Here is a 25,851-nt window from a genome sequence, read left to right as displayed (position 1 = left end):
GCATACCTCCTGGAACCAGCGACCCCCGATCACACCGCGGCACCAGGGACACCGACCCGGCCGGGCGCCGATCGCGGCGGCCCCCGCCCGACTCGCTGTCCACCCCCGTTGTACCCCACAGGTACGACAATTCCCGCCCGCGCGCCGTAGTGCGTACAGTCAGGGCGTGGCTCTCGGACTTCCCTCTGTCATGGCCGGCGGACCCGCCGCGATCGGTGACCTGATCGCGGAGCACGGGCCGACGTTCTCCTTCGAGTTCTCCCCGCCGAAGACGCCGGAGGGGGAGCGGCAGCTGTGGCAGGCGATCCGGGAGCTGGAGTCGCTGCAGCCGTCGTTCGTCTCGATCACCTACGGCGCCGGCGGCACCACCCGCGACACCACCGTCGCCGTCACCGAGCGGGTGGCGGCCGAGACCACGCTGCTGCCCATGGCCCACCTGACCGCCGTCAACCACTCGGTCGCGGAGCTGCGCAACGTGATCGGGCAGCTGGCCGGGGCCGGCATCCGCAACTTCCTGCTCGTGCGCGGTGACCCGCCGGGCGACCCGATGGGGGAGTGGGTGCGCCACCCCGAGGGCGTGCTCTACGCCGAGGACCTGGTGCGGCTGGTCCGCGAGGCCGGGGACTTCAGCATCGGCGTGGCCGCGTTCCCCTACAAGCACCCGCGCTCGGCCGACGTCGAGTCCGACACCGCCAACTTCGTGCGCAAGTGCCGCGCCGGGGCCGACTTCGCGATCACCCAGATGTTCTTCGACGTCGATGAGTATCTCCGGCTGCGCGACCGGGTCGCCGCGTCCGGCTGCGACACGCCGATCGTCGCCGGGCTCATGCCGGTCACCAACATCGGCACGATCGCCCGCTCCCAGCAGCTCTCGGGCGCCCCGTTCCCGCCGGCGCTGGCCGAGCGGTTCGAGAAGATCGCCGACGACCCGCGGGCCGTGCGGCGTCTCGGCATCGACCACGCGACGGCGATGTGCCAGCGCCTGCTCGAGGAGGGCGTGCCGGGCATCCACTTCATCACCTTCAACCGCTCGACGGCGACCCGCGAGGTCTGGCAGCAGCTCGGCGTCGGTGCGCGCCCCTGAGCCGCTCGACTGGGACGGATACTGTTCCCGCTGGTCGTCGGCGCACGGCGGCTATGACCCCAGGAGCGCCCCGTCCCCGGTCCGGGGCTGGCTGCGGCTGGGCCACCGCCTGGGCGTCCTGGCCGCCCAGGCCGGCGTGCGCAGCCCCGATGCCCTGACGCTGCTCGGCCTGCTGCTCGCCGCGGCGGCACCCGCCGTCGTCCTCGCCCCCGCCGGCCCCTTCCTGGCGGCCGTACTGGTCCTGCTCTCCGCCGTCGCCGACACCCTGGACGGCGCCCTGGCGGTGATCCTGTCGCGGGCCACCCGCCTGGGCCAGGTCTACGACGCCGCCGCCGACCGCCTGTCCGAGGCCGCCTGGCTGCTGGCCTTCGCCCTGCTGGGCGCCCCGCCGTGGCTCGCCGCCGCGTGCGGGGCGGTGATGTGGCTGCACGAGTACGTCCGGGCCCGCGCGACGGCCGCCGGCATGAGCGACATCGGCACGGTGACGATCGCCGAGCGCCCGACGAGAGTCCTGCTGAGCATCTTCGGCCTCCTCGCGGTCCTGGCCGACCCCCGCGCTGCCACGGTGACCCTGGCGATCATGCTGCCGGTCTCCCTGATCGGCCTGGCCCAGCTCCTGAAGGTGGTCCGCCGAACCCTGCGCTGAGCTTTTCGTCGCCCGACGCGACGTATTTCACGAAATAACGGATATGTCGGGCGCGCCAGCGCCCGACATATCCGCCAGGAGCACGCGGACATCGGCGGAGCTGGGCGAACGGCCCGACCCTTCGGTGCTGGACCGCCTGGCGAAGGAGCTCGAGGAGCGGGAGCTGGTGGCGCTGCTCAGGCGGCTCCGATGACGTCGGCGACGATCTTCGCCGAGAGCATGACCAGCGGCAGCCCGCCGCCGGGGTGCACGGACCCGCCGACGAGGAACAGCCCCGGCACCGCCCCGCGGTTCGGCGGCCGCAGCAACCCGTGACCGGCCGTGCCGTAGATGGCCCCGCCCGGCGAGTTGGTCGCGGCCTGCAGGTCCGCGGGCGTCAGCACGTCGCGGAACAGCACCCGCTCCCGCACGTCCACCCCGCGCGCCGCCAGCGTCGCCAGCACCCGCTCGGCGTACTCGTCCGCGACCCCGGGCCAGTCCACGGCCCCCTGCGGGGCCGCGTTGACCAGCACGAACCAGCCCTCGTGCCCGTCCGGGCGCACGAGCGGGTCGTCGGCGGCGGTGACGAAGACGGTCGGGTCCCGCACCGGGCGGGCCGGGGCGCCGAAGATCGCGTCGAACTCGGCGTCGTAGTCGCGCGGGAAGAACACCGTGTGGTGGGCGAGCCCCGGAGTCCGGCCGCGCAGCCCGAGCAGCAGCACGAAGCCGCCGAGGCTGCGCGCCTCGAGCCGGCGCGCCAGGCGCGGGCGGGGGAGCAGATCGCGGTACACGTGCAGCGCATCGGCGTTGGCCACCACCACGTCCGCGGGCACGGACGCGCCGTCGGCGAGCACGACACCGGCCGCCCGCGCGCCGGCGATCGTGATCGAGCGGACCTCGGCCCCGGTGACCACCCGCACACCGAGCGCCGCGCAGCGCTCCAGCAGCGCCCCGGCGAGGGTGCCGAGGCCGCCGCGCAGGTACCACCCGCCGTACTGCAGCTCCGCGTAGGGGATCGCGAGCAGGGCGGCCGGGGCGCGGCGCGGGTCGGCGCCGGTGTACGTCGCGTAGCGCTCCAGCAGCATGCGCAGCCGCGGGTCGCGCAGGTGGGTCCGGCCCAGCCCGCGCAGCGTGCGTCCGGGCGCGATCGCGGCCAGGTCTCGCAGCCGCCACGCGAGCCCGGCCATCCGCAGTGGACTGTCCACGGGGGTGGTCAGCACATGCCGCCACGACGCCGCCCACACCCGCCCGGCCCGCCGCCACAGCCGGCGCCAGTCCGCGGCCGCCTCGGCGCCGAACGCGGCCGCGATCCGCTCGGCGAACGCGTCCCCGGCAGCGGAGTCCAGCGTGGAACCGTCGGGGAAGCGGTGGCGGACGATCGGATCCAGGGGTACCAGATCCAGGCCTCCGCCACCCGTGGCGGCGAACAGCTCCGCCGCGACCTGGGGGAGGGTGAACAGGCTCGGGCCGGTGTCGAACCGGAACGTCCCCGCCGCGCTCGCCCGCTCGTGCCGGCCGAGCTTGCCGCCGGCCACGGGCGCCCGCTCGAAGACGGTGACCTCGTGCCCGGCGGCGGCGAGGCGGGCCGCGGCGGACAGCCCGCCGACCCCGGCGCCGACGACGACTACGGTCGCCACGTCGGGCGCCCCTTCCAGGTGGTGGCGCCGCGGCGTGCGTACGAGCGGGCGACCAGCCATGCGAACAGCAGCACCGACACCGGGTGCGCGAGGGCGTCGGGCAGGGCGCGGCCGCCGCTCGCGCGGGCGGACACGACGCGGCCGGCGACGCCGAGGGCGTAGGCGAGCAGCCCCGCCCACTGTCCGAACAGGACGGTCGCGGGCAGCACCACGTAGAGCGCCAGCAGCAGCGCCAGGACCGCGGCCGCGCCCGCGGGGGAGCCGAACGAGGCCCACAGCGACTTGCCGTAACCCTCGATCAGTTCGTTCCAGGAGGTGTACATCCGGCAGCGCGCCAGCCCCGAGCCGTCCGCGAGCGCGATCCGCCCACCGGCCCGCTTGACCGCCCGGGCGAGCTCGATGTCCTCCAGCACCTTGTCCCGCACCGCCGCGTGGCCCCCGGCGCGCTCGTACGCCTCGCGCCGCACGACCAGGAACTGCCCGCCGGCCGCGGCCAGCGACGGGCGCGGCGAGCGCTCCATCGCCCGCAGCGGCAGGAACGTCAGCCACGACCACTGCAGCAGCGGCTGGACGAGCCGCTCGCCGAGGCCGCCGGCCTCGATGCGCGGGTACGGGCTGAGCAGGTCCACATCGGAGTGTCGCAGCAGGACGGTGGCCCGCTCGACCGCGTCGGGGGCGAGCACCACGTCGGCGTCGACGAAGACGAGTACCGTCGCGTCGCCGGCCGCCTCGGCCAGCTGCTGGCACGCGTGCGGCTTGCCCAGCCAGCCCGGCGGCAGCGGCCGGCCGGACAGCAGCGTCACCCGGTCCCCGGCCACGCGCCGCACCAGCTCGGCGGTGCCGTCGGTGGAGCCGTCGTCGAGCACCAGCAGGCGCACCGGCGGCGGCAGCGCCAGCAGCGCGCGCAGGCACGGCTCGACCCGCCCGGCCTCGTCGCGCAGCGGCAGCAGCACCGCCACGGAGTCCACAGTGGACCCCGGTTGGGAAGGTCGCCTCAGCAGCAGCGTGTTCACCACCGTGTGCGCCAGCAGTGCGAGCAGCACCGCGCAGCCGATCAGCAGCGCCACAGCCGCACCGCCAGCGGGATCGCGACGAGCCCCATGCCCAATGCTCCCCAGGCCGCCGAGCCCGGCAGCCCCAGAAAGGCCACGTGGGCCAGGATGCTCGAGGCGTACGTCCAGAGGTACATCGCGTACATCGGCGCATCATTGTTCGCAAGCGCCGGATCGTCCCCGATGCCGAGGTGCAGCAGGGCCATGAGCACCACGGCCACGACCAGCCAGCCGAGGTAGTTCATGAGCGGGATGTCCGGCACGCCCGGGAGTCCCGCGGTGCCGGCGTGCCACAGCCAGTACTGCTGGGAGACCATCTGCGGATCGAGGAACAGGTCCCACGCGGCCAGCCCGGCCCCCGCCACGGCGATGCGGGGCAGCGTCCGCGCGGCGAGACGCCCGGCGGCCACCCAGGCGGGCCATGCCATCCACGTCCAGGCCAGCGCGACGACCAGCGGCACGCCCAGCAGCCGCGGCCCGAGCGCGCCGGTGTAGTCGTAGTCGCCGAACGGGTAGCCGGTTGAGCGCCCCACCGCCTCGACGAGGAACCCGCCGCCCGTCGTGACCAGCACCAGGACGCCGGCGGTGCGGGGGCCGCGGGTGGCGTACGCGTGCCCGGCCGAGATCGCGTAGCCCAGGCACACGGTCACCACGACGAGCGCCGCCCGGGCCCGCCCGGAGGTCAGCGGATAGCCGATCTCGGCGAGGACCAGGGCGCCGAGGAGCCACCACAGCGGCGCGGGTCTCACAGGGGGAGCTGCCGGCCCAGCACGGCGAAGGGGCGGTCGTCGCCCGGGAAGTTGAAGTGGCGCAGGACGTCGACGAAGCCGAACCGGCGATACAGCCGCCAGGCCCGCGACGTCGCCTCGGGCGCCTCCGGCGTGGAGAGCAGGACGGTGTCGTGCGCGGCCTGGGTGAGCAACTCGTGCAGTTGCCGCGCGCCGATGCCGTGCCCCTGCGCGTGCGGGCGGACGTGCAGCTCGACCAGCTCGAAGCAGTCGGCCAGCCAGTACTTGCGGGCGTCGCGGCGCAGCGCGTTGCGCACCTGGTCGTGCCACCACTGCCCGGAGGTGCCGCGGTAGCCGTAGCCGAAGCCGAGCAGGCCGCCGTCGTCGTCGAGCGTGGCGACCGCCTGGAACGACTCGCGGCGGGTGTGCCCGGCGACGTAGCCGCGGCGGGTCTGCAGCAGCTGCACGGAGTAGCCCATGGCCTCGCCGTACACGGCGATGACGTCGTCGAGGCGCTCGAGCAGGTCCTCCCCGCGCCACCGCACCAGCCTCACTGGCCGTCCCTCCACCCGATCACCTCTCGGTCGCCGTCGATGCCGAGCACGCGGAACCGGGCGAACAACTCCTCCGCATACCAGCCCTGCGCAGGCGTGCGCTCCACGACCGCGGCGTGCTCCGGCCGACGGTACGCGAACCGCACGACGTCCGCCGCGCGGCGCCAGACGCTCATCGTGCCCTGGAATCCTACGGGGGCCTCGCCGAAGCCGAAGGCGCAGTGCAGCCCCTCGGCGGTGGCCACGGCGGAGCCGACCGGCCCGATCGCGCGCCAGAACGCCATCGCCCGCCGCGCCCGCAGCCGGGCCCGGGTCAGCACCGCGACCGGTCCATCCGGATTTTCCGCCTTTTCCGCGTTGAACGGCGACCTTCCGGACCACGTCCCGTGGCTGGCGATCGGCTCCAGCGTCAGCGTGCAGCTCGCGATCGCGCCACGCATCGGCGGTACCGTTGCCGCCTGCGAAACCACGAGCGCGGCCCAGCGGGTCAGGTCGGCCGACCCCACGCCGAACTCGCTGCCCCTTCCCGTGCCCAGCAGCTTGGCGAAGTCCGCCTTTTTCCGGACTTTCCGCCTGTCCACGGCCATCGACCAGAACATGGCGGGCACCGCGAGCCTCGGCACCCGCCAGACGTGCAGCCGGACGATCACGCCACCTCGGCGGCGGTGCCGCTGGTGATGCGGACCAGCTCGGCGTGCGTGATCGGGAACACGGCCTGCGGGATACCGCCGGCGGCCCAGATCTCGTCGTACTGCCCGAGGTCCACGTCGACCAGCGTGCGCAGCGGCTTCGGGTGCCCCAGCGGCGAGACCCCGCCGATGACCTGGCCGGTGCTGGTGCGCACGAAGTCTGCGTCGGCCCGCTTGACCTTCGCGATGCCCAGCAGCGCGGCGACCTTGGCCGTGTCGACCCGGTGCGCGCCCGAGGTGAGCACGAGCAGCGGCTCCCCGTCGGCGTTGAAGATCAGCGAGTTGGCGATCTGACCCACCTCGATGCCGAGCGCCGCGGCCGCGGCCGCCGCGGTGTGCACCGGCTCGGTGAGCACCTTGACCCGGCACGGCTCGCCGGCGGCGTCGCGCGCGCCGGCCGCGTCCAGGGCGTCCTGGACCGCCTGCACGTTGGGATGTTGCTCCATCGCTCTATCTTGCCCTTCCGGTTTCACTCGTGCGGTCCCGGCCGGGGCGCGCCGCCGGCGATTCGGGGCGCGCTCAGGTGCACGTTGTTCGCGGCGATTTTTTGTCGTACCCCCTGGCTATGGTGCAGGCCATGACGATCGGTTCCGGTGTGAGCGCGCAGCGTGCCGGGCGGCTGCGGATCTTCGTCCGAACGGATGTACGAAAATCCTCCCCCAACAGTTGCCACCCCCCGCCCTCCCCGGTGTAGTCTTAGCCCATCGAACGAATGTTCGAACTGCTTCGGGGAGGCGATTCGCGGCGCCGATCCCGAGCGCGGTCCGCGACACCGCGGAGGCCGGATTTTCGCGGGTCTGGCCTCAGGCGGGGTCCGCCGGCTCGCCGCCCACGACCCCCGGGCGGCGAGCCGGCGGCCCAGCCGGCCGGGGGTGGTGTGGGGAAGCTCCACGCCCGGCCGGCACGCCGTCGCCGTCGCGGACCTCGGCATCACCCGCACGACGCTGCGACTCCCCCCGCGGCGGCGCGCACGAGATCCAAGGCAAGCCCGAGCCTGCCCGACGCACCACCGAGGGAGAGCACCGATGCCGACGAACCGTTCGACCAGCTCGTCCAACGTCAGCCGATTCCCGGCCCCCGCGCCGGCCGGCGGTGCGTCCCGCCAGCAGCTTCCGGTCCCCGCGCACGCGTTGCCGCACCGGACCCCGCGCGAGCTGCTCACCATGGCCCGCCACGGCCTGGAGGAGGCCGCCGAGATCCGCGCCGACGGCATGCGCTACGCCACGGCCCACCTGGCCGCCCTGCGCGCCGCGGCCGCGGTCCTCGCCGCCCGCGCCGTCCCCGCGGCCCCGGGCCGCCGCAGCCGCGTCACGAGCGTCTGGTCCCTGCTGGTCCTGGTCGCCCCGGAGCTGAGCGAGTGGGCGTCCTTCTTCGCGGCCGGCGCCAGCAAGCGCTCGGCGGCCGAGGCCGGCATCCCCCGCGTGGTGACCGCCCGCGAGGCCGACGACCTGATGCGCTCCGCCGAGCAGTTCATCGCGGTGGTCGAGGTAGCCCTCGGCTATTCGTATCAGCCCCGGCTCGAAGGCCTGGCCAGCTGACGCCCGCGCCCCGGCCCACCCGTCCAGCCCGCCACCGCGCCGAGCCGCGCCCAGCCGAAGCCACCACCGTGCACCCAGCATCTCCGACGCCACCGATCCCGGCCCTCGCCGGGTCCGCCGCCTGCGCCCCACCCGGTCAAGGCCCGCGCGCTGTCGCGGCCCGCGCCGGCACGGTCCCAGGCCTGCTCACTCGGCATGCGCTCACCCGCGACCAGCCCTCCCCGTCGGGCCGTGCCGCGCTCCGCCGCGGCCTGACCCCCGGCTCGCGCCCCTCGCGCCCGGTGCGTTCCGTCCCCGGCCGCCTCACCTCGGGTCGCCCGGCTCCAGGACGGTTCGTCTTGGGCCGGCCCGCCTCGGGTCGTTCCATCCTCGGCCGCCTCGCCCCAGGCCGCCCGACCTCGGGCCGTTTCACCTTGAGCCGGTTCGTCCTGGACCGGCCAGCCTTGGTGCGTTCCGCCCTCGGCCGCTTCACCCTAGGCCGTTTCGCCTTGAGCCGTTCCGTCTCGGGCCGTTCCGTCCTCGGTCGCCTCATCCCGGGCCGTTTCGCCTTGAGCCGGTTCGTCTCGGGCCGTTCCGCCTCAGGCGGTTCCGTCCTTGGCTGCCTCACCTCGGGTCGTTCGGTCCCGGGCTGGTTCGTCTCGGGCCGTCTCGCCCAGGGGTGTTCGGCCTCGGGCCGGTTCGTCTCGGGCGGTTCCGTCCTTGGCCGCCTCACCTCGGGTCGTTCGGTCCCGGGCTGGTTCGTCTCGGGCCGTCTCACCCAGGGTCGTTCGGCCTCGGGCCGGTTCGTCTCGGGCTGTCACGCGCCTGGTCGTTCCGGGTCCGGCTGATCTCGCCCGTCCGCGGTGCGTCACGTCCCGTTCGCAGCGCACCGCCGTCATCGATCCGTTTCCGCGCCACCGAAGGAGTTTCGCAGGCCAGACATTTCCAACTATGGGCGATTTGTCCGTATTTAACCGTGTTTATCTCTCGGGTCGCACAACATGTGGGGGAGCAAGAGGGCCGTGGCTGGCATGTCGGCTTCGGCGGCCGCCGAGTTCTACGACGAGGCGTACGACGACATCCGCACCGAGGACGATGACTGGTCCTCGGTGCCCGTCGTCGGCGGCCGTGTGCCCCCTCGCCACCTCTCCCCGGTCGGCCCGGCTTTCCTGCAGGACCCCGCCGATCGATCCGGCCGGGTGCCGGGAGGAGGCCAGTCGGAGGCATCCGGGCCGGTGGCCGGCAGCGCGGCGCGCCGGGCGGCGGGGCTGCAGGCGGTGCGGGCCGCGGGGCTGGGCGGCATGGTGCGCACGGCCGGGCAGCGGGATGCCGAGGTGGTCGCCAGCACCCGGACGCTGCCGGTGCTGGCGGGGCTGCGGGCGCTGCTGCCCGGTGGTGGGCTGCGGCGGGGAGCGACCGTGGCGGTGCACACCTCGTCCGTGCTGCTCGCCCTGCTCGCGGCGGCATCGGCCGCCGGATCGTGGTGCGCGGTCGTCGGGCTGCCGGCCCTGAGCCCGATCGCGGCCGCCGAGATGGGGATCGCGCTGGAGCGGCTCGCGCTGGTTCCGCATCCCGGAACCGAGTGGACCACCATCGTCGCCGCCCTGCTCGACGGGTTCGACATCGTGGTCGTGGCGCCGCCGGGACCGGTGGCGCCGGTGGTGACCGGGCGGCTGGCGGCGCGGGCGCGGCAGCGGGGGAGCGTGCTGATGCCGGCCGGGCCGTCGTGGGCGGGGGCCGACCTGACCGTCGCGCCGGTGCGGGGCACCTGGGGCGGCCTCACCGCCGGCCGGGGCCGCCTGCGCTGCCGCGAGATGACCGTCCAGGCCCGCGGCCGCGGAGCCGCCGCCGCCCCGCGCGAGGTGACCCTGTGGCTCCCCGAGCTCTCCGGCGTCCTGCCCCCGGTGACCCGCCTCCTCCCCGCGCCCGGGCCGGAACCCCGCCCGCTTCCGGCGCCCGGGCCGGCGCCCCGCTCCCTGTCACCGGCCGAGCCGACCCGCCGCGCCCTCGCACCGGTCCCGCCGACCGGAGCGGACCCCCGGTCGCTCCCGCCGGCCGAGCCGGTCGCCCGTGCCCTCGCGTCGGCCGAGCTGGTCGCTCAGTCCCTTGCGTTGGCTGGGGCGGGCCCTGGGTCGCTTCCGCCGGTCAAGCCGGTCGTGCGTTCCCTCGCGTCGGCCGAGTCGGTCGCTCAGCCCCTTGCGTCGGCTGGGGTGGGCCCCGGGTCGCTTCCGCCGGCCGAGCTGGTCGTGCGTTCCCTCGCGTCGGCCGAGTCGGTCGCTCAGCCCCTTGCGTCGGCTGGGGTGGGCCCCGGGTCGCTTCCGCCGGCCGAGCTGGTCACGCGTTCCCTCGCGTCGGCCGAGCCGGTCGCGCGTTCCCTCGCGTCGGCCGAACCGGCCGTCCATTCCCTCCCGCCGGTCGAGTCGGCTGTCCGTTCCCTCCCGCCGGTCGAGTCGGTGCCGCCGGGCCGGTCCTCGGTCGAGCCGGCCGAGCCGCCCGAGCCGGGGCGGTCCGGCCGCGCCCGTTCGTCGTTGCGCCGGGTGGGGTGAGGCCGGTGCGGATGCTGGTGGTCTGGTGCCCCGACTGGCCCGTCGTCGCGGCCGAGATCGTGGACGGGTATCCGGCGCGGGAGGCCGTGGCGGTCATGCACGCCAACCGGGTGCTGGTGGCCTCGCCGGCGGCGCGGGAGGAGGGGGTGCGGCGGGGGCTGCGCAAACGGGAGGCGCAGGGGCGCTGCCCGCACCTCATCGTGATCGAGCACGACCCGGGGCGGGACATGCGGGCCTTCGAGCCGGTACTCGCGGCCGTCGAGGCGATCGCCGCCGGAGTGGAGGCGCTGCGGCCGGGGGCTTGTGCGCTCGCGGCGCGCGGCCCCGCGCGGTACCACGGCAGCGAGGTCGCCGCCGCCGAGCGGATCGTCGAGCAGATCGCGCAGGCGTGCGAGGTGGAGGCGCAGGTCGGCATCGCCGAGGGGACGTTCGCGGCGGGGCTGGCCGCCCGGGCCGGGGTCGTCGTGCCCGACGGGGAGACCCCGCGGTTCCTGGCCGGGCTGGGGATCGCGGCGCTCGGCCGGCCGCACCTCGTCGATCTGCTGCGGCGGCTGGGGATCCACACGCTCGGGGAGTTCGCGGCGCTGCCCGGCGCCGACGTGCTCGACCGGTTCGGCTTCGACGCGGCGCTCGCGCACCGGCTGGCCGGCGGGCGGGACGAGCGGCCGTTCGCGCCGCGGCGGCCGCCCGCCGAGATCGATGTCACCGAGGCGTACGACGAACCGCTCGACCGCGTCGACGCCGCCGCGTTCGCGGCCCGGGCGCTGGCCGAGCGGCTGCACGACCGGCTCGGATCGCACGGCCTGGCGTGCACCCGGCTGGCGATCGAGGCCGTCACCGAGACCGGGGAGGAGCTGGTCCGCACCTGGCGGCACGACGGCCTGCTCACCGTCAACGCCATCGCCGATCGCCTCCGCTGGCAGCTCGAGGGCTGGCTGCGCACCGCCCGGGCCCGGCACGTTCCGCCAAACGGCCCGGCCGACGAGGCGCCGCCGGCGTCCGGGATCGTGCGGCTGCGCCTCGTCCCCGAGGGCGTGGTCGAGCACCTCGGGCTGCAGCCCGGCCTCTGGGGCGAGGCCGGCGACGAGCGCGACCGGGCCCACCGCGCGCTCACCCGGGTACAAGGCCTGCTCGGCCCGGACGCGGTCCTCACGGCGGTCCTCGACGGCGGCCGGGCCGATCGCAGCCGTATCCGGCTCGTGGCCTGGGGCGACGAGCGGAGCGCGCAAGGCGTCGAGGCGCCGTGGCCGGGGCGGATTCCGGGGCCGAGCCCCGCCACGGTGTACGTCGAGCCGCTCCCCGCCGACGTGCTCGACGAGGACGGCAACCCGGTCCGGGTGAGCGGGCGGCTGGAGCTCAGCGGCGAGCCGAAGCGGGTCCGGGCCGGGGCCGGCGAGCCGGTCGAGGTCGTCGGCTGGGCCGGGCCGTGGCCCGTGGACGAGCGATGGTGGGACGAGACGGAGGCCCGGCGGGCGGCGCGGTTCCAGCTGCTGCTCGCCGACGGCCGGGCCTTTCTGGCGGTACTGCGCAATGGAGCCTGGCACATGGAAGCGCTGTACGACTGATGGGCTTCAACAACCCCGACATCCCCTGGTCGGAGCTGGAGCGGCGGCTGTCCGGCAAGAGTTGGCTGCCGCCGGGCTCCGACTACCACCCCGACGTGCTCTCCGCGGATCACGGCGACGGCGGCGACTCCCCGGCGTGGTCACGCAAGCGCGCGCAGTACACGGCGCCGGCCCTGCCCAGGCCCGAGCGCACGATGCCGTACGCCGAGCTGCACGCCCACAGCAACTTCAGTTTCCTCGACGGGGCGAGCCACCCCGAGGAGCTGGCGGAGACGGCGGCCCGGCTCGGGCTCGACGCGATCGCCCTCACCGACCATGACGGCTTCTACGGCGTCGTGCGCTTCGCCGAGGCCGCGCGGGCGCTGGAGCTGCGTACCGTGTTCGGCGCGGAGCTCTCCCTGGGGCTGCCCGGCCCGCAGAACGGCGTGCCGGACCCGCTCGGCCGGCACCTGCTGCTGCTCGCGCGAGGCCCGGAGGGGTACGCCCGGCTGTCCCGCGTGATCAGCGAGGCGCATCTGCGCGGCGGGGAGAAGGGCCGCCCGGTGTACGACCTGGAGGAGGCCGCCGCCGCGCTGCGCGATCACGTCGTGGCGCTGACCGGGTGCCGCAAGGGCCACGTGCCGGCCGCGCTGCTGGAGCACGGGGTGGACGCGGCGCGCGGCGAGCTGGACCGGCTGGTCGCGCTGTTCGGGACGCAGTCGGTGGCCGTCGAGCTGACCGCGCACGGCGATCCGCTCGACGACGAGCGCAACGACGCCCTCGCGGACCTGGCCGGCGAGCGGGGGCTCATGCTCGTCGCGACGAACAACGTGCACTACGCGGTGCCGGGGCGGCGCCGGCTCGCCACCGCGCTCGCGGCCGTACGGGCCCGGCGCAGCCTCGACGAGATCGACGGCTGGCTGCCCGCCGCGGGGGCCGCGCACCTGCGCTCCGGCGACGAGATGGCCCGCCGCTTCGCCGCCTTCCCGGATGCGGTACCGCGAGCCGCCGCCCTCGGCCGCGACCTCGCGTTCGACCTGCAGCTCGTGGCGCCGAACCTGCCCGCGTACCCGGTGCCGGTCCCCGGCGTGTCGGAGATGCAGTGGCTGCGGCACCTCACGGCGCAGGGCGCGGCCGAGCGGTACCCCGAAAATGCCAAGGCGCACGCCCAGCTGGAGCACGAGCTGGCACTGATCGAGGAGCTGGATTTTCCGGGGTACTTTCTGGTGGTCCACGACATCGTCACGTTCTGTCGCGACAAGGGCATCTACTGCCAGGGCCGCGGCTCGGCGGCCAACTCCGCGGTCTGCTACGCGCTGAAGATCACCAACGTCGACGCGGTGCGATGGGGCCTGCTGTTCGAGCGGTTCCTGTCCCCGGAGCGCGACGGCCCGCCGGACATCGACATCGACATCGAGTCCGACCGGCGCGAGGAGGTCATCCAGCACGTGTACGGCAAGTACGGGCGCACGTTCACCGCCCAGGTCGCGAACGTCATCTCGTACCGCCCGAAGTCCGCCGTGCGCGACATGGCCAAGGCGTTCGGGCATTCGCCGGGCCAGCAGGACGCGTGGAGCAAGCAGGTCGAGCGCTGGGGCGCGGTCGCCTCCGCGGGCTCCCCGGGCGATGTCGACGACATCCCGGCTCCGGTGATCGACTTCGCCAACGAGCTCATGACGTTCCCGCGGCACCTGGGCATCCACTCCGGCGGCATGGTCATCTGCGACCGCCCGGTGATCGAGGTGTGCCCGGTGGAGCATGCCCGGATGGAGAACCGCACCGTCCTGCAGTGGGACAAGGACGACTGCGCCTCGGTCGGCCTGGTCAAGTTCGACCTGCTGGGACTCGGCATGCTCTCGGCGCTGCGGTACGCCTTCGAGATGATCGACTCCGAGCTCGACATCGCGCACATGCCCCTGGACGACCCCGAGGTGTACGACATGCTCTGCCGCGCCGACTCCGTCGGCGTGTTCCAGGTGGAGAGCCGCGCCCAGATGGCGACCCTGCCGAGGCTCAAGCCCCGCGAGTTCTACGACCTGGTGGTGGAGGTGGCGCTGATCCGCCCGGGCCCGATCCAGGGCGGCTCGGTCCACCCGTACATCCGCCGGAAAAATGACCTCGAAGAGATCACGTACCCGCACGACCTGCTCAAGCCCTCGCTGGAGAAGACCCTCGGCGTGCCGTTGTTCCAGGAGCAGCTCATGCAGATGGCCATCGACGTCGCCGGCTTCACCCCCGCCGAGTCCGACGAACTGCGCCGGGCGATGGGCTCGAAGCGCTCGATGGAGCGCATGACCGCGATCCGCGAGCGCCTCTTCGAGGGCATGGCCCGCAACGGCATCACGGGCCCCCTGGCCCAGGACCTCTTCGACAAGCTGGCCGCGTTCGCCAACTACGGTTTCCCGGAGAGCCACGCGATGAGCTTCGCGTACCTGGTCTACGCGAGCGCCTGGCTCAAGCGCTACCACCCGGCCGCGTTCTGCGCCGCCCTGCTCAACGCCCAGCCGATGGGCTTCTACTCGCCACAATCCCTGGTGGACGACGCCCGCCGCCACGGCGTGGAGGTCTTGCGCCCCGACATCAACATCAGCAACGCGGCGGCCAAGCTGGAGCATCCGCACGAGAGCCTGGCCGAGCAACCCCCCGACGGCGGCCCCGGCACCTGGGGCCGTGGCGGCCCCGCCGTCCGGCTCGGGCTCAAGTCGGTCCGCTCCCTGGGCGACAAGGTGGCCGAGCGCGTCGAGCAGGAGCGCCGCGCGGGCGGGCCGTACGTCTCGATGGCCGACCTGGCCCGCCGGGCCGGCCTCACCGCCACCCACCTGGAGGCGCTCGCCACCGCGGACGCCTTCGCCGGCCTGGGCCTGACCCGCCGCGAGGCCCTGTGGGCGGCGGGCGCCGCGGCCCGCGAGACGGCCGACCGCCTGCCGGGCACGACGGGCGGCACCAGGCCGCCGATGCTGCCCGGCATGGACGCCGTCGAGCGCATGATCGCCGACGTCTGGGCCACCGGCCTGGCGCCCGACGCGCACCCCGCCCAGTTCGCCCGCCCCTACCTCGACACCATTGGCGCCCACGCCATCGAGGCCCTGCACGGGGTCGACCACGGCCGTCGGGTGTCGGTCGGCGGGATCGTCACTCACCGCCAGCGCCCGGCCACGGCCGGTGGGGTGACGTTCATCAACCTCGAGGACGAGACCGGCATGCTCAACGTCACCTGCACGCCGGGGCTCTGGCAGCGATACCGCAAGGTCGCCCGCACCGCCAACGCCATGGTCATCCGCGGCGTCCTGGAGAAGGCCGAGGGCGTGCTCAACCTCCGGGCCGACCACCTGGCCGAGCTGACGCTACCGGTCCGCTCCTCCAGCCGCGACTTCCGCTGAACCCGCAACCCCGGCGAGATCGGGGCCTGCAACCCGCGGCGAACGACCCGGTCGGCACACACCCGGTGTGGTGGGGTCGGCGTCGGGCGCCCGGCGGGTGGGCCGGTCGGGCAGGGCGTCGGCGATGGCGTTGAGGACGTGGTCGAGGCCGTACTGGAAGCGCACGTCGGGCGGCTGGTGCGACAGCCTGCCCTCGCGGATGTTGCGGCTGAACATCGGGTACTTGCCGGACGCGACCACCTGGTTGACGTACGGTCCGACGTACTCGGTCATCCACTGGCGGCGGTCCATGCCGGTGTGCCGCGCGTGCTCCAGCCAGCCGATCTCGTCGCGGACGGCGCTGTCGACGTAATTGGCGACCAGGCTGTTCAGCGTCGTCATGGCGTCGATGTGCAGACCGAATCCGTCGAGGGCGCTGAGGGCGAAGTCGTAGACGCGCAGGGAGTTCGGGCCGAGGGTGGGGCGCCGGGCAAGGGTCACCTGCCAGGGGTGGCGAAACCCGACGGCGCGGGTCTGGTGCGCTACCAGGGACAGGTCGGCGCGCCAGTCACCGCTGGGCCGGTCGGGCAGGTCGATCTCGCCGGCGACGGTGTCGACCATGAGGTCGATGAGGTCGTCGCGTTTGGGCACGTACCGGTACAGCGACATCGCGCCGGTGCCCAACTCCTGGCCGATGCGGCGCATCGTCGCGGCGTCGAGGCCGTCGGCATCGGCGATGCGGATGGCGGTCGCGGTGATCTGCGCCCGGCTGTAGCCGGGGCGCCGGCCGGGTCCGGATCGCTGCACCTGTTCCGGACGCATCCAGATGCTGACGTTGCTGGTGTCCGACACGTCACACCACCCTCTCTTGCGTACATCGTACTTGAATAGCTAGCGTCCATTTCGAGTACGACGTACGCGATTGGAGTGAGGTCCGTGAGCCGAAGTCTGTACGTAGGTGTGATCGGGGTGATCCTCGGCATGATCACGGCCCCGCTCGACGGAATGATGCTCGGGCCCGCGTTGCCGGTCATCGTCGGTGACCTGGGTGGGGCGCAGGACTTCTCCTGGGTGATGACCGCCTACCTGGTCCCGATGGCCGCAGCGACGCCGATCTGGGGCAAGCTCGGCGACCTGCTCGGGCGCAAGCCGGCCTACCTGTCGGCGATCGGGCTGTTCCTGCTCGGCTCGGCGCTGGCCGGGATGTCCCAGGAAATGTGGCAGCTCATCGCCTTCCGGGTGATTCAGGGCCTGGGCGGCGGCGGCCTCATGGTCGGCGCCCTGGCGCTCATCGCCGAGCTCGTGCCGCCCAGGCAGAGCGCCCGGCTCATGGGCCTGTTCGGCGTGATCATGCCGGTCGCAATGATCGCCGGCCCCCTCCTCGGCGGCGTGTTCACCGAGCAGCTGAGTTGGCGCTGGGCCTTCTACATCAACCTGCCGATCGGCACCGTCGCCACGCTGCTCGTCGCGACCATGATCCGGCTGGAACCACGGCGGATCACCGCACGCATCGACGCCGCGGGCGCGCTGCTGCTGACCGTCGTGCTCGTGGCGCTGAGTCTGCTGGCGAACTGGGCCGGCACCCGGTACACGTGGGCCTCGGCGCCGACCCTGGGGTTGGCCGCCACCGCGGTGGTGGCATTGGCGGTCTTCCTGCGGGTGGAGCGGCGCGCCGCCGAGCCTGTCGTGCCGCTGCGGCTGTTCGCCGACCGCAGCTTCACCCTGGCCCAGATCCTGCGTCTGACGGCCGGCGCCGCGATGATGGTCTTCGCTGCCTTCCTGCCGCTGTACATGCAGCTGGCGAAGGGCGCCTCGCCGACCGCGAGCGGCCTGCTGATCCTGCCCGCGATGCTCGGCATGGTCGCGGTCTCGGTCGGCAGCGGCCAGGTCATCTCCCGCACCGGCCGGTACCGCCGCCTGGCGATCCTCGGCGGTGCGGTGTTGTCCGCCGGCATGCTGGCGCTGCTCGCCCTTGAGCCGGACACCAACCTGGCCCTCGCCTCGGCGCTCACCCTGCTCGGCGGGGCCGGGGTGGGCCTGATCATGCAAAGCACCACGATCATCACGATCAACAGCGCGCCGCCCCGCGACATGGGTGCGGCCAGCGGCTCGGTCACGCTCTGGCACACCATGGGCGCCTCGCTGGGCGCCGCCGTGCTCGGTGCCCTGTACACCAGCCGGATGACCGCCACCCTCGATGACCGCCTCGGCGTCGAGCCGGCTGGTCGCATCCTCTCCGGCGGCGAGCTGACCGCCGAGGCCGTCCAGCGGCTGCCCAGCGTCGCCCAGGACGCGATCCGCGCCGGCGTCGCCGACGGCGTGCACAGCATGGCCGTCGCCGGCGCGACCCTCGGCGCCGTCGCGTTCGCGCTGGCCTGGTTCATCCGCGAAACCGCTCTGCGCGACCGCGCCACCCCCGAGTCGACCCGTTCCGAGTCCACCCCCACCATCGAGGAGCACCATGTCTGAGCACCGGCTGCAACTGGTCGTCATCATCGGCAGCGTCCGCGACGGACGGTTCGGCCCGACCGTCGCCAACTGGTTCGTCGGCGAGGCCCAGGGCCGCGACGACGTCCAGGTCGATCTGGTCGACCTGGCCGACGTGCCGATCGGCTCGGCCGCCCCGGCGATGTCGCCCCCGGACCACGTGCTGCAGGCGCTCGCCGGCCTGACCCCGCGCCTGGACGCCGCCGACGCCTTCGTCGTGGTCACCCCGGAGTACAACCACAGCTACCCGGGTGCGCTGAAGAACGTCATCGACTGGCACAACGCCCAGTTCCACGCCAAGCCGGTGGCATTCGTGTCCTACGGCGGAGTCTCCGGCGGCCTGCGGGCCGTGGAGCACCTGCGCCTCGTCTTCGCGGAGCTGCACGCCGTCACCACCCGGGACACCGTCAGCTTCCACGGCGCCTGGGAGCAGTTCGACGGCGACGGCCGACCCAAGGACCCGCACGGCCCCGCGACCGCTGCCAAAACCCTGCTCAACCAGGTCACCTGGTGGGCGCGGGCACTCAAGGACGCCAAAACCACCATCCCGTACCAGGCCTGAGCGAACCGCACGAGAGGCGTACCAGACATGACCGCACTTTCCGGCAAGACGGCCCTGGTGACCGGCGGCAGCCGGGGCATCGGCCGGGCGATCGCGACCCGGCTGGGCCGCGACGGCGCCCGCGTCGCCGTGCACTACAGCAGCAACGAGGCAGCGGCCAAGGAGACCGTCGCGGCGATCGAGGCATCCGGCGGCCACGCGTTCACCGTCCACGCCGAGTTCGGCGTGGACGGTGACGCCGAGACGCTATGGGCCGGGTTCGACGCACAGGCCGACAGCCTCGACATCCTGGTCAACAACGCCGGAATCCTGGGCGACCAGGCCGAGATCCAGGACGTGAGCCGGGCCGCGTTCGACCACCTCGTCGCGGTCAACACGACCGCCCCGTTCTTCATCACCCAGCACGCCCTGCGCCGGCTGCGCGACGGCGGTCGAATCGTCAACATCTCCACGATGCTGACCCGCGGCTCGTCGATGTCACGCTCGATCGCCTACGCCATGTCCAAAAGCGCAATGGACGTGCTCACCGCGACGCTGGGCAAGCAGCTGGGGCCGCGGGCCATCACCGTCAACACCGTGGCGCCCGGCGTCATCGACACCGACATGCACCAGGGGCGACTCGTCGGGGAGGCGCTGGCCTGGTTGGAGTCGCTGTCGCCGATGGGTCGGATCGGCACCCCGCAGGACGTCGCCGACACGGTGGCCTTCCTCGCCTCGCACGACAGCCGCTGGATCACCGGCCAGTGGATCGACGTCACCGGCGGCACCCTGCTGTAGGCGGCACACCGGCGCCACAGGGTCCCGGGACGCCGGGGCCCTGTGGGTTGACCGCGAAGTCGCCTGCTCAACCAGGTCACCTGGTGGGCGCGGGCACTCAAGGACGCGCCGGAGGGTGAGACTCCCTCCGGCCACTCGACAGTGTTTCGCCAGGTAGTCAGGCCATCACGCGGCGGGTTATCCCGTCGCCAGGCGGTCCCAGTCGGCGGCGAAGCGCATCGGGTCCGCCGGGTCGGCCTTGATCGGGATGACGCCGCCGGGCTGCATGACCGACACGCGCTCCAGCGGCACCGCGAACACCGCCGGCCCCGCAACCGGGGCGCGGCCGGCAACGGTGATGTGCAGCTGCGCGGAGTACACCGGGCGCCCCTGCTCGTCGAGGCTGCCCGCGAACTCGGCGGAGAGCACCCGCACGGTGCCGGGGACGCCGGTGGCCAGGATCTGGGCCTTGGCCCACGCGGCGTCGGCCGGGTCGGGCGAGGTGGGCGGGGTGGGCGGGGCGGGAGCCGCCGGGCCCTCGGCGAAGGACCACTCGACGAGGACCTTGGCCGGGTCGAGGGGGTCGACGAGGACCGTCAGGGGGCGGCCGCTGCCGAGCATGCCCATGGCGATGAACGGCACGTATTCCTTGACCGTCGTGTCGTAGGTGCCGTGGCCGGGCGCGGTGACGCGCAGGTCCAGCGCGACCTGCGGCTGCTCGTTGAGGTACACCCCGGTCTGCCGCGCCCCGAGGACCTGGGCGGTGCCGCGCACGCCGCGCTCGCGCAGGGCCTGCGCCTCGCGGTAGCGCCGGTGGAACCGCATCCCGACCAGCGCGAGGATCACCGCGCCGAGCGCGAGCACCCCGCCGACCAGCAGGAACGTTGTCTCGACCTCGGGCACGAGGGTGCCGATGACCATGAAGACGGAGCCGAGCACGAACTCGAAGGCGGCCACGAGGTACATCACGATGGCCGGGCCGCGGGATCTGGTCATGCCGCGAATGGTGGGGCAGTCAGCGCTTCGCCGCAGTCGTCTGGGCGACGGGTTCGCGTCGGGAGGTGCGCCAAAGCCAGAAGAGTCCCACAAACGGCAGGATCAGGGGGACGTACCCATACCCCTGCCCGTAGTCCGACCACACCGTCGCGTCCGGGAACGCCGTGGCGTCCACGAGGCTCGCGGTGCCGACGGCGAGCACGCCGAGCAGCTCGAACCCGACCGCCGCCCAGGCGACCCGGCGGGAGGTGGCGCTCGAGCGGGCCAGGGCCACGGTGGCGACGATGTACACGAGCGCGGCCAGCGCCGACAGCGAGTACGCCAGCGGCGCCTCACGGAACTTCGTGGCGATCTGCACGCCGGCCCGGGCGGTGGCCGAGAGCGCGAAGACGCCGTAGATGAAGACCAGCACACGGCCGAAGCCGCGGTTGAGAGGTTTGTCAGCCATCACCAGATCTGTCCGAGTCGCAGGATGAGCACCGGGACGATGACCGCCGCCGCGCCGATGAGCAGCGAACCCCAGCGGGTGGGCTCCATACGGGCCAGGACCGCCCCGGCCGGGGGAAGCAGGAGCGCGGTCAGCATGTACCCGATGAGCGTCACCATGTCGCCGCCGCCCGGCCGGTGCCCGCCCGCCAGCCCCACGATCAGGGCCACGACCTGCACGGCGACCAGCGCCTCGACCACCCACAGCCCCCCGAACAGCGCCCGGGTGGGCTCGCGCTGCCGGAAGAACTCGACGAACGCCCAGGCGGCGAGCGCGAGCGACAGCACGTGGGTGGCGACTGCCAGCGGCCCGATCACGGCCGTCAGCGTAACCGTCCGCAACCGCGAGCCCCTGCTCGGGAGGGCCTGACCGGGTGTCGGACACGCCCGGTTCCGCGAGCGTGGTTCACTTCTGTCGGCAACCCGCCACTGGCACGTTTCCGGGATTCTTCCGTGTGGCTGTGGCCGTACCGTTCAACGCAACGCAACACGACGACCAAGGGGAACCACCATGAGCGACTTCGACGCCGGCGACACTGGCCACGACGTGGACTACGGCCACTACGAGGCCGGCCAGGAGCACGAGGGTCTGGACCAGCTGCACCAGGCGCAGGGTTCGGAGGCCGACTACAACAACCAGTTCGGCGTGTACGAGAACGACCACCACGCCCAGGAGTCCACGGACTTCTCGCAGGGTCACCACGTCGAGTACGACCAGCCGGCGGCCGTGCACTTCGAGTCGGACGACTTCACGAACTACTCGCACGACGCGTCGGTCGACGACCACGTGTTCGTGGCCGAGGGCTCGGAGAACGCGCACCAGGCGGAGTTCGGTGAGCTCGACGCCCTGCAGTCGCGCTTCGACTCGGCGTTCGCCGAGGGCACCCAGGTCCACGGTGGCGAGGGCCAGTTCGGCGTCGCCGCCAACTGAGCAAACGCAGAAGCGCCCGGCCGTTTCCGGCCGGGCGCTTTTTCAATGCCCCAGAACCCGGTGGGGAACGTACGGGGCTTCGAGGCGTTCGATCTCCTTCTCGTCCAGGGTCAGGTCGGTCGCGGCGATCGCGTCCTGCAGGTGGTGCAGTTTTGTCGCGCCGATGATCGGGGCCGTTACGGCCGGGCGGGACAGCAGCCAGGCCAGGGCCGTCTGGGCGGGGGAGACGCCGCGTTCGGCGGCCACCTCGGCGTTGACGTCGACGACCGTGAAGTCGTCCTCGGAGTACAGCTGGTCGCCGAACGGGTCGTTGTTGGCGCGGGTCGTGCGGCGCTCGCCACCGCGGCCGCGGTTGCCGGCCAGCAGGCCGCGGGCCAGCGGGCTCCACGGGATGACGCCGATGCCCTGGTCCTGGCACAGGGGGAGCATCTCGCGCTCCTCCTCACGGTAGACCAGATTGTAGTGATTCTGCATCGACACGAACGGGGTCCAGCCGTGGACGGCGGCGACGTGCTGGGCCTTGGCGAACTGCCAGGCATACATGCTCGACGCCCCGATGTAGCGGGCCTTGCCGGCGCGGACGACGTCGTGCAGGGCCTCCATCGTCTCCTCGATCGGGGTGCCCGGGTCCCAGCGGTGGATCTGGTACAGGTCCACGTGGTCGGTGCCGAGGCGGCGCAGCGAGTTGTCGATGCCGGCCAGGATGTGCTTGCGGGACAGGCCGCCGTCGTTGGGGCTCTCGCTCATCCGGCCGTGGACCTTGGTGGCCAGGACGTAGTCGTCGCGGCGGGCGAAGTACTTCGCCAGCAGCCGGCCGGTGACGGTCTCGCTGGCGCCGAAGGTGTAGACGTCGGCGGTGTCGAAGAACGTGATTCCGGCCTCGACGGCGCGGCGGACGAACGGGTCCGCCTCCTGCTCGCCGAGGACCCATGGACGCTGGTCCGGGTCGCCGTAGCTCATCATGCCGAGACAGATTTCGGAGACCCGCAGGCCGGTCCGGCCGAGTCGCACTTGCTTCATATCTGGAAAACTATCGCGGTGGCGAGCCTTGGACGACTCCATCTGGTAACCGACACCCGGCCCGGCCGTGACGCCCTGGGGGTGGTCGCCGCGGCGCTTCGGGCGGGCTTCGACGTGGTGCAGGTCCGCCCCGAGGACGCCGTCACCGACCGGGAGGCGTACGAGCTGACGGTGCGGGTCCTGGCGATGTGCCGTGAGCTGGGCCGCACCTGCCTGGTCAACGACCGGCTGCACATCGCGCTCGCGGCCGGCGCCGACGGCGGGCACGTGGGCGCCGACGACCTGCCGGTGGCCGCGGCCCGGCGCATCCTCGGCCCGGACGCGATCCTGGGCGCCACCGCCCGCGACCCGGACGCGGCCCGGCGGGCCGTGGCGGACGGGGCCTCCTACCTGGGCGTCGGCCCGGCGTTCGCGACGACGACGAAGTCCGGGCTGCCGGACGCGATCGGCCCGGCGGGCGTGCGCGCGGTCGCCGAGGCGGTGGACGTGCCGGTCGTGGCGATCGGCGGGGTGAGCGCGGCCCGGGCGAGTGAGCTGTACGCTGCCGGCGCGCACGCGGTCGCCGTGGTCGGCGCGCTCAGCGGGGCGGCGGATCCGTATGCGGCGGCGAAGGAGTTCCTCAAGTGACTGTCGGTATCGTCGGGGCCGGGATCATCGGGCTGAGCGTGGCGTTCGAGCTCGTCGAGCGGGGTGTCGAGGGCATCACGGTGTACGACCCGGATCCCGGGCGCAGCGCCGGGCTGGTCGCGGCCGGGATGCTCGCCCCCACCGCCGAGGCCGTGTTCGGCGAGGAGGCCCTGCAGGCGCTGATGCTGGAGTCGATGCGCCGCTGGCCGGACTTCGCCGCCCGGGTCGAGGCCCGCACCGGCGCCGGGGTCGCGTACCGCACCGACGGCACTCTCCTCGTCGCGCTCACCGCCGACGACCGGGCCGAGATCGACCGCCTCGTGAGCTTCTACCGGCGCGCGGGCACCCCGATCGAGCCGCTCACCGGCGGGCAGCTGCGCGAGCGCGAGCCGCTGCTGTCCCCGCGGGTGCGCGGCGGCGCCTTCGCCCCCGGTGACCACCAGGTCGACCCGCGGCGCCTGCTGGCCGCCCTGCGCACCCTGCCGGTGCGGTTCGAGGCGCGCGAGGTCGCCGACCTGTCCACCCTGCGGGACGATGTGATCATCATCGCCGCCGGGGCCGCGGCGGCGGCCCTGACGGGCCTGCCGGTGCGGCCGGTGAAGGGCCAGCTGCTGCGCCTGCGGGGGCCCGAGCCCCTGCTGCGGCACGTCGTGCGCGGGGTCGCTTCCGGGCGGCACGTGTACCTCGTGCCGCGCGCCGACGGCGAACTGGTCGTCGGCGCCACGGAGGAGGAGCGGGGGGCGGACACGACGGTCACCGCCGGCGGGGTGTTGGACCTGCTCCGGCCGGCCGCGGACCTGCTGCCCGGGGTCGCCGAACTGGCGCTGGCCGAGACCCTGGCCGGCCTTCGCCCCGGCACTCCCGACAATGCTCCGATCGTGGGGGCACTGCACGGTACCGATGCCATCGTCGCCACCGGCCACCACCGCAACGGCGTCCTGCTCGCCCCGGTCACCGCGGCCGCCGTCGCCGATCTGGTCACCGGGGGGTCGACCGGCGTCGACCTCGAAGCGTTCGGGGCCGGCCGCTTTACCTGAGCCCGGCGGCGGCGTTATGGTCGAGGTGTTACCCCACGGGAGTCCGGTGCAACCGGGCTGAGAGGGGGGCTGTGAGCCCCCGACCGTCGAACCTGATCCGGATCATGCCGGCGCAGGGAGGCAGGAGTGAGCCTTATGCAGCTCGTGGTCAATGCCGTCGCATCGACCGTCGACGACGACATCACCGTCGCCGACGTGGTGCACGCGCTCGCCGGGGACGACCCGCGCGGGATCGCCGTCGCCCTCAACGGGGACGTGGTGCCCCGCTCGCGCTGGGCGGACGTCCGCCCAGCCGACGGTGACCACGTCGAGGTGCTGACGGCGGTTCAGGGTGGCTGACGAGGACGTTCTGGCGATCGCGGGCGAGGAGCTGGCTTCCCGGCTCATCCTCGGCACCGGCGGCGCCACCAGCCACGCGGCCCTCGAGGCGGCGATCCGGGCGAGCGGGACCGCGCTGGTCACCGTCGCGCTGCGCCGGCTCGACCCGGCGGCGCCGTCGCTGCTCGGGGTGATCGAGCGGTGCGGGGTGCGGGTCCTGCCCAACACCGCCGGCTGCTACACGGCGACCGAGGCGGTCAAGCTCGCCCACCTCGCCCGCGAGGCGTTCGGCACCGCGTGGGTGAAGCTCGAGGTGATCGGCGACGAGGAGACCCTGCTGCCCGACGGGGTCGAGCTGGTCACCGCGGCCGCGCGGCTCGTCGAGGACGGGTTCACCGTTCTGCCGTACACCACCGACGACCCGATCCTCGCCCAGCGCCTGGCCGACGCCGGCTGTGCCGCCGTGATGCCGCTCGGCGCGCCGATCGGCTCCGGGATGGGCATCCGCAACCCGCACAACATCGCGCTGATCCGCCAGAAGGTCACCGTCCCGGTCATCCTCGACGCCGGGATCGGCACCGCCTCCGACGCGGCCCTGGCGATGGAGCTCGGCTGCGACGGGGTGCTGCTCGCCTCCGCGGTCACCCGGGCGGAGCAGCCGGCGCGCATGGCGGAGGCGATGCGTCTCGCGGTGCGGGCCGGGCGCCTGGCCCACCTGGCCGGGCGCATCCCCCGCCGCCTGCACGCGACCGCATCCAGCCCGACCGGAGGTATGCCGTGGTAGAGCCCGGCCTGATCGTGTTCACCGACCGGCACCAGGCCGAGCGCCCGCTGGAAGAGGTCGTCGCGGGGGCCGTCGACGGCGGGGCCCGGGTGATCGTCCTGCAAGAGCACGACCTGCCCCCGCGCCGCCGCCTCAAGCTCGCCTCGGCCCTGCGCTCCACCCTGGACCGGGCCGGCGGCCGGCTGCTGCTCGCGGAGGACGCGGCCGTGCGCAAGTGCCACGGCCTCGACGAGCTGCTCGCCGCGGCCACGGACGACACCGCCGAGTACGTCACCCTCTCGCCGATCTTCGCCACCCGCTCCAAGCCCGGCTACGGCCCGCCGCTGGGCCTCGCCGCGCTGGGCCGGATGGCGATGGCGGCGCCCGTCGGGGTGTACGCGCTCGGCGGCGTCGACACCCCGGCCCGCGTCCGGGACTGCCTCGACGAGGGCGCCGCCGGCGTGGCCGTGATGGGCGCGGTCATGCGCGCCGAGGACCCGGCCCGGCTGGTCAAGGAGCTGCTGACGGCATGA

26 protein-coding genes and 1 riboswitch are annotated in these 25,851 nt (G+C 73.7%); of the genes, 15 read left to right on the top strand and 11 right to left on the bottom strand.

Annotated elements, in window-relative coordinates; translation table 11 throughout:
* The first annotated feature begins 166 nt into the window (after positions 1 to 166).
* Both metF and ACQPY0_RS48850 read left to right on the top strand, forming a co-directional pair.
* Complete coding sequence (gene metF / locus ACQPY0_RS48855; protein WP_432977331.1) at positions 167 to 1,084, top strand: methylenetetrahydrofolate reductase [NAD(P)H]; 918 nt, start codon at positions 167 to 169, stop codon at positions 1,082 to 1,084.
* The gene (locus ACQPY0_RS48850; RefSeq protein WP_432977328.1) at positions 1,071 to 1,730 is read left to right on the top strand and encodes a CDP-alcohol phosphatidyltransferase family protein; all 660 of its coding nucleotides are present in this window, start codon (positions 1,071 to 1,073) and stop codon (positions 1,728 to 1,730) included. The genes metF and ACQPY0_RS48850 overlap by 14 nt, the downstream gene beginning before the upstream one ends.
* Before the next feature lie 176 nt (positions 1,731 to 1,906).
* Here ACQPY0_RS48850 and ACQPY0_RS48845 read toward each other — a convergent pair whose 3' ends face one another.
* Genes ACQPY0_RS48845 through ACQPY0_RS48820 form a run of 6 tightly spaced genes read right to left on the bottom strand, consistent with a single transcriptional unit; the run spans position 1,907 to position 6,815 of the window.
* Positions 1,907 to 3,346, bottom strand: a complete 1,440-nt coding sequence (locus ACQPY0_RS48845; protein ID WP_432977326.1) for a phytoene desaturase family protein — start codon at positions 3,344 to 3,346, stop codon at positions 1,907 to 1,909.
* Complete coding sequence (locus ACQPY0_RS48840) at positions 3,334 to 4,413, bottom strand: glycosyltransferase (RefSeq protein ID WP_432977324.1); 1,080 nt, start codon at positions 4,411 to 4,413, stop codon at positions 3,334 to 3,336. Before ACQPY0_RS48840 ends, ACQPY0_RS48845 begins: the two co-directional genes overlap by 13 nt.
* Entirely contained in the window at positions 4,401 to 5,147 is a 747-nt protein-coding gene (locus tag ACQPY0_RS48835; RefSeq protein WP_432977321.1) for a carotenoid biosynthesis protein, read from the bottom strand. The genes ACQPY0_RS48840 and ACQPY0_RS48835 overlap by 13 nt, the downstream gene beginning before the upstream one ends.
* A complete protein-coding gene (locus ACQPY0_RS48830; RefSeq protein ID WP_432977318.1) occupies positions 5,144 to 5,680 on the bottom strand; it encodes a GNAT family N-acetyltransferase in 537 nt (178 codons plus the stop codon). The genes ACQPY0_RS48835 and ACQPY0_RS48830 overlap by 4 nt, the downstream gene beginning before the upstream one ends.
* Positions 5,677 to 6,279: a monooxygenase gene (locus ACQPY0_RS48825; RefSeq protein ID WP_432995710.1), complete on the bottom strand. Its 603-nt coding sequence runs from the start codon at positions 6,277 to 6,279 to the stop codon at positions 5,677 to 5,679. The genes ACQPY0_RS48830 and ACQPY0_RS48825 overlap by 4 nt, the downstream gene beginning before the upstream one ends.
* A gap of 47 nt (positions 6,280 to 6,326) precedes the next feature.
* Positions 6,327 to 6,815: a YbaK/EbsC family protein gene (locus tag ACQPY0_RS48820; RefSeq protein WP_432977315.1), complete on the bottom strand. Its 489-nt coding sequence runs from the start codon at positions 6,813 to 6,815 to the stop codon at positions 6,327 to 6,329.
* 579 nt (positions 6,816 to 7,394) lie between these two features.
* On the opposite strand from ACQPY0_RS48820, the gene ACQPY0_RS48815 reads away from it, so the two are divergent.
* The 4 genes from ACQPY0_RS48815 to ACQPY0_RS48800 all read left to right on the top strand — a co-directional run bounded on the left by ACQPY0_RS48815 (position 7,395) and on the right by ACQPY0_RS48800 (position 15,356).
* Positions 7,395 to 7,907, top strand: coding sequence for an SAV_6107 family HEPN domain-containing protein (locus ACQPY0_RS48815; protein ID WP_432977312.1), 513 nt, complete (start codon positions 7,395 to 7,397; stop codon positions 7,905 to 7,907).
* Between the two features lie 1,010 nt (positions 7,908 to 8,917).
* Positions 8,918 to 10,432: a hypothetical protein gene (locus ACQPY0_RS48810; protein WP_432977309.1), complete on the top strand. Its 1,515-nt coding sequence runs from the start codon at positions 8,918 to 8,920 to the stop codon at positions 10,430 to 10,432.
* Positions 10,429 to 11,997, top strand: a complete 1,569-nt coding sequence (locus tag ACQPY0_RS48805; RefSeq protein WP_432977306.1) for a DNA polymerase Y family protein — start codon at positions 10,429 to 10,431, stop codon at positions 11,995 to 11,997. The genes ACQPY0_RS48810 and ACQPY0_RS48805 overlap by 4 nt, the downstream gene beginning before the upstream one ends.
* Entirely contained in the window at positions 11,997 to 15,356 is a 3,360-nt protein-coding gene (locus ACQPY0_RS48800) for an error-prone DNA polymerase (RefSeq protein WP_432977303.1), read from the top strand. The genes ACQPY0_RS48805 and ACQPY0_RS48800 overlap by 1 nt, the downstream gene beginning before the upstream one ends.
* Here ACQPY0_RS48800 and ACQPY0_RS48795 read toward each other — a convergent pair.
* Positions 15,321 to 16,187: a TetR/AcrR family transcriptional regulator gene (locus ACQPY0_RS48795; protein WP_432977300.1), complete on the bottom strand. Its 867-nt coding sequence runs from the start codon at positions 16,185 to 16,187 to the stop codon at positions 15,321 to 15,323. The genes ACQPY0_RS48800 and ACQPY0_RS48795 overlap by 36 nt on opposite strands.
* Positions 16,188 to 16,271: 84 nt before the next feature.
* On the opposite strand from ACQPY0_RS48795, the gene ACQPY0_RS48790 reads away from it, so the two are divergent.
* From ACQPY0_RS48790 to ACQPY0_RS48780, 3 genes are read left to right on the top strand one after another with little or no spacing between them, the layout of a single operon-like run.
* A complete protein-coding gene (locus ACQPY0_RS48790) occupies positions 16,272 to 17,804 on the top strand; it encodes an MDR family MFS transporter (RefSeq protein ID WP_432977297.1) in 1,533 nt (510 codons plus the stop codon).
* Positions 17,797 to 18,384, top strand: coding sequence for an NADPH-dependent FMN reductase (locus tag ACQPY0_RS48785; protein ID WP_432977294.1), 588 nt, complete (start codon positions 17,797 to 17,799; stop codon positions 18,382 to 18,384). The genes ACQPY0_RS48790 and ACQPY0_RS48785 overlap by 8 nt, the downstream gene beginning before the upstream one ends.
* Positions 18,385 to 18,411: 27 nt before the next feature.
* Positions 18,412 to 19,161: an SDR family oxidoreductase gene (locus ACQPY0_RS48780; RefSeq protein ID WP_432977291.1), complete on the top strand. Its 750-nt coding sequence runs from the start codon at positions 18,412 to 18,414 to the stop codon at positions 19,159 to 19,161.
* A gap of 177 nt (positions 19,162 to 19,338) precedes the next feature.
* On the opposite strand, the gene ACQPY0_RS48775 is transcribed toward ACQPY0_RS48780, so the two are convergent.
* Genes ACQPY0_RS48775 through ACQPY0_RS48765 form a run of 3 tightly spaced genes read right to left on the bottom strand, consistent with a single transcriptional unit; the run spans position 19,339 to position 20,940 of the window.
* Entirely contained in the window at positions 19,339 to 20,136 is a 798-nt protein-coding gene (locus ACQPY0_RS48775) for a hypothetical protein (protein ID WP_432977288.1), read from the bottom strand.
* A gap of 19 nt (positions 20,137 to 20,155) precedes the next feature.
* Positions 20,156 to 20,584 (bottom strand): hypothetical protein, encoded by a 429-nt coding sequence (locus tag ACQPY0_RS48770; protein ID WP_432977285.1) that lies wholly within the window; start codon positions 20,582 to 20,584, stop codon positions 20,156 to 20,158.
* Positions 20,584 to 20,940, bottom strand: coding sequence for a hypothetical protein (locus ACQPY0_RS48765; protein ID WP_432977282.1), 357 nt, complete (start codon positions 20,938 to 20,940; stop codon positions 20,584 to 20,586). The genes ACQPY0_RS48770 and ACQPY0_RS48765 overlap by 1 nt, the downstream gene beginning before the upstream one ends.
* Before the next feature lie 193 nt (positions 20,941 to 21,133).
* Between ACQPY0_RS48765 and ACQPY0_RS48760 the strand changes: the two genes are divergently transcribed.
* On the top strand, positions 21,134 to 21,553 hold the full coding sequence (locus ACQPY0_RS48760; RefSeq protein WP_432977279.1) for a hypothetical protein: 420 nt from the start codon (positions 21,134 to 21,136) through the stop codon (positions 21,551 to 21,553).
* Positions 21,554 to 21,595: 42 nt separating this feature from the next.
* On the opposite strand, the gene ACQPY0_RS48755 is transcribed toward ACQPY0_RS48760, so the two are convergent.
* Positions 21,596 to 22,573 carry an aldo/keto reductase gene (locus ACQPY0_RS48755; RefSeq protein ID WP_432977276.1) on the bottom strand — a complete coding sequence of 326 codons (978 nt, stop codon included), beginning with the start codon at positions 22,571 to 22,573 and terminating at the stop codon, positions 21,596 to 21,598.
* 18 nt (positions 22,574 to 22,591) lie between these two features.
* On the opposite strand from ACQPY0_RS48755, the gene thiE reads away from it, so the two are divergent.
* The 5 genes from thiE to ACQPY0_RS48730 all read left to right on the top strand — a co-directional run bounded on the left by thiE (position 22,592) and on the right by ACQPY0_RS48730 (position 25,851).
* On the top strand, positions 22,592 to 23,200 hold the full coding sequence (gene thiE / locus ACQPY0_RS48750) for a thiamine phosphate synthase (RefSeq protein WP_432977273.1): 609 nt from the start codon (positions 22,592 to 22,594) through the stop codon (positions 23,198 to 23,200).
* Positions 23,197 to 24,237, top strand: coding sequence for a glycine oxidase ThiO (gene thiO, locus ACQPY0_RS48745; RefSeq protein ID WP_432977270.1), 1,041 nt, complete (start codon positions 23,197 to 23,199; stop codon positions 24,235 to 24,237). The genes thiE and thiO overlap by 4 nt, the downstream gene beginning before the upstream one ends.
* Before the next feature lie 25 nt (positions 24,238 to 24,262).
* Positions 24,263 to 24,373: riboswitch (TPP riboswitch) on the top strand.
* Positions 24,373 to 24,576, top strand: a complete 204-nt coding sequence (gene thiS / locus ACQPY0_RS48740; protein ID WP_432995708.1) for a sulfur carrier protein ThiS — start codon at positions 24,373 to 24,375, stop codon at positions 24,574 to 24,576. It overlaps the preceding riboswitch by 1 nt.
* Positions 24,569 to 25,339 (top strand): thiazole synthase, encoded by a 771-nt coding sequence (locus ACQPY0_RS48735; RefSeq protein ID WP_432977267.1) that lies wholly within the window; start codon positions 24,569 to 24,571, stop codon positions 25,337 to 25,339. The genes thiS and ACQPY0_RS48735 overlap by 8 nt, the downstream gene beginning before the upstream one ends.
* Positions 25,333 to 25,851, top strand: coding sequence for a thiamine phosphate synthase (locus ACQPY0_RS48730; RefSeq protein ID WP_432977264.1), 519 nt, complete (start codon positions 25,333 to 25,335; stop codon positions 25,849 to 25,851). Before ACQPY0_RS48735 ends, ACQPY0_RS48730 begins: the two co-directional genes overlap by 7 nt.

The organism is Dactylosporangium sp. CA-233914 (assembly GCF_050942935.1).
GTDB lineage: Bacteria > Actinomycetota > Actinomycetes > Mycobacteriales > Micromonosporaceae > Dactylosporangium.
The sequence above is the reverse complement of the archived record's forward strand: the minus strand, read 5'-3'. Positions and strand labels throughout refer to the sequence as shown.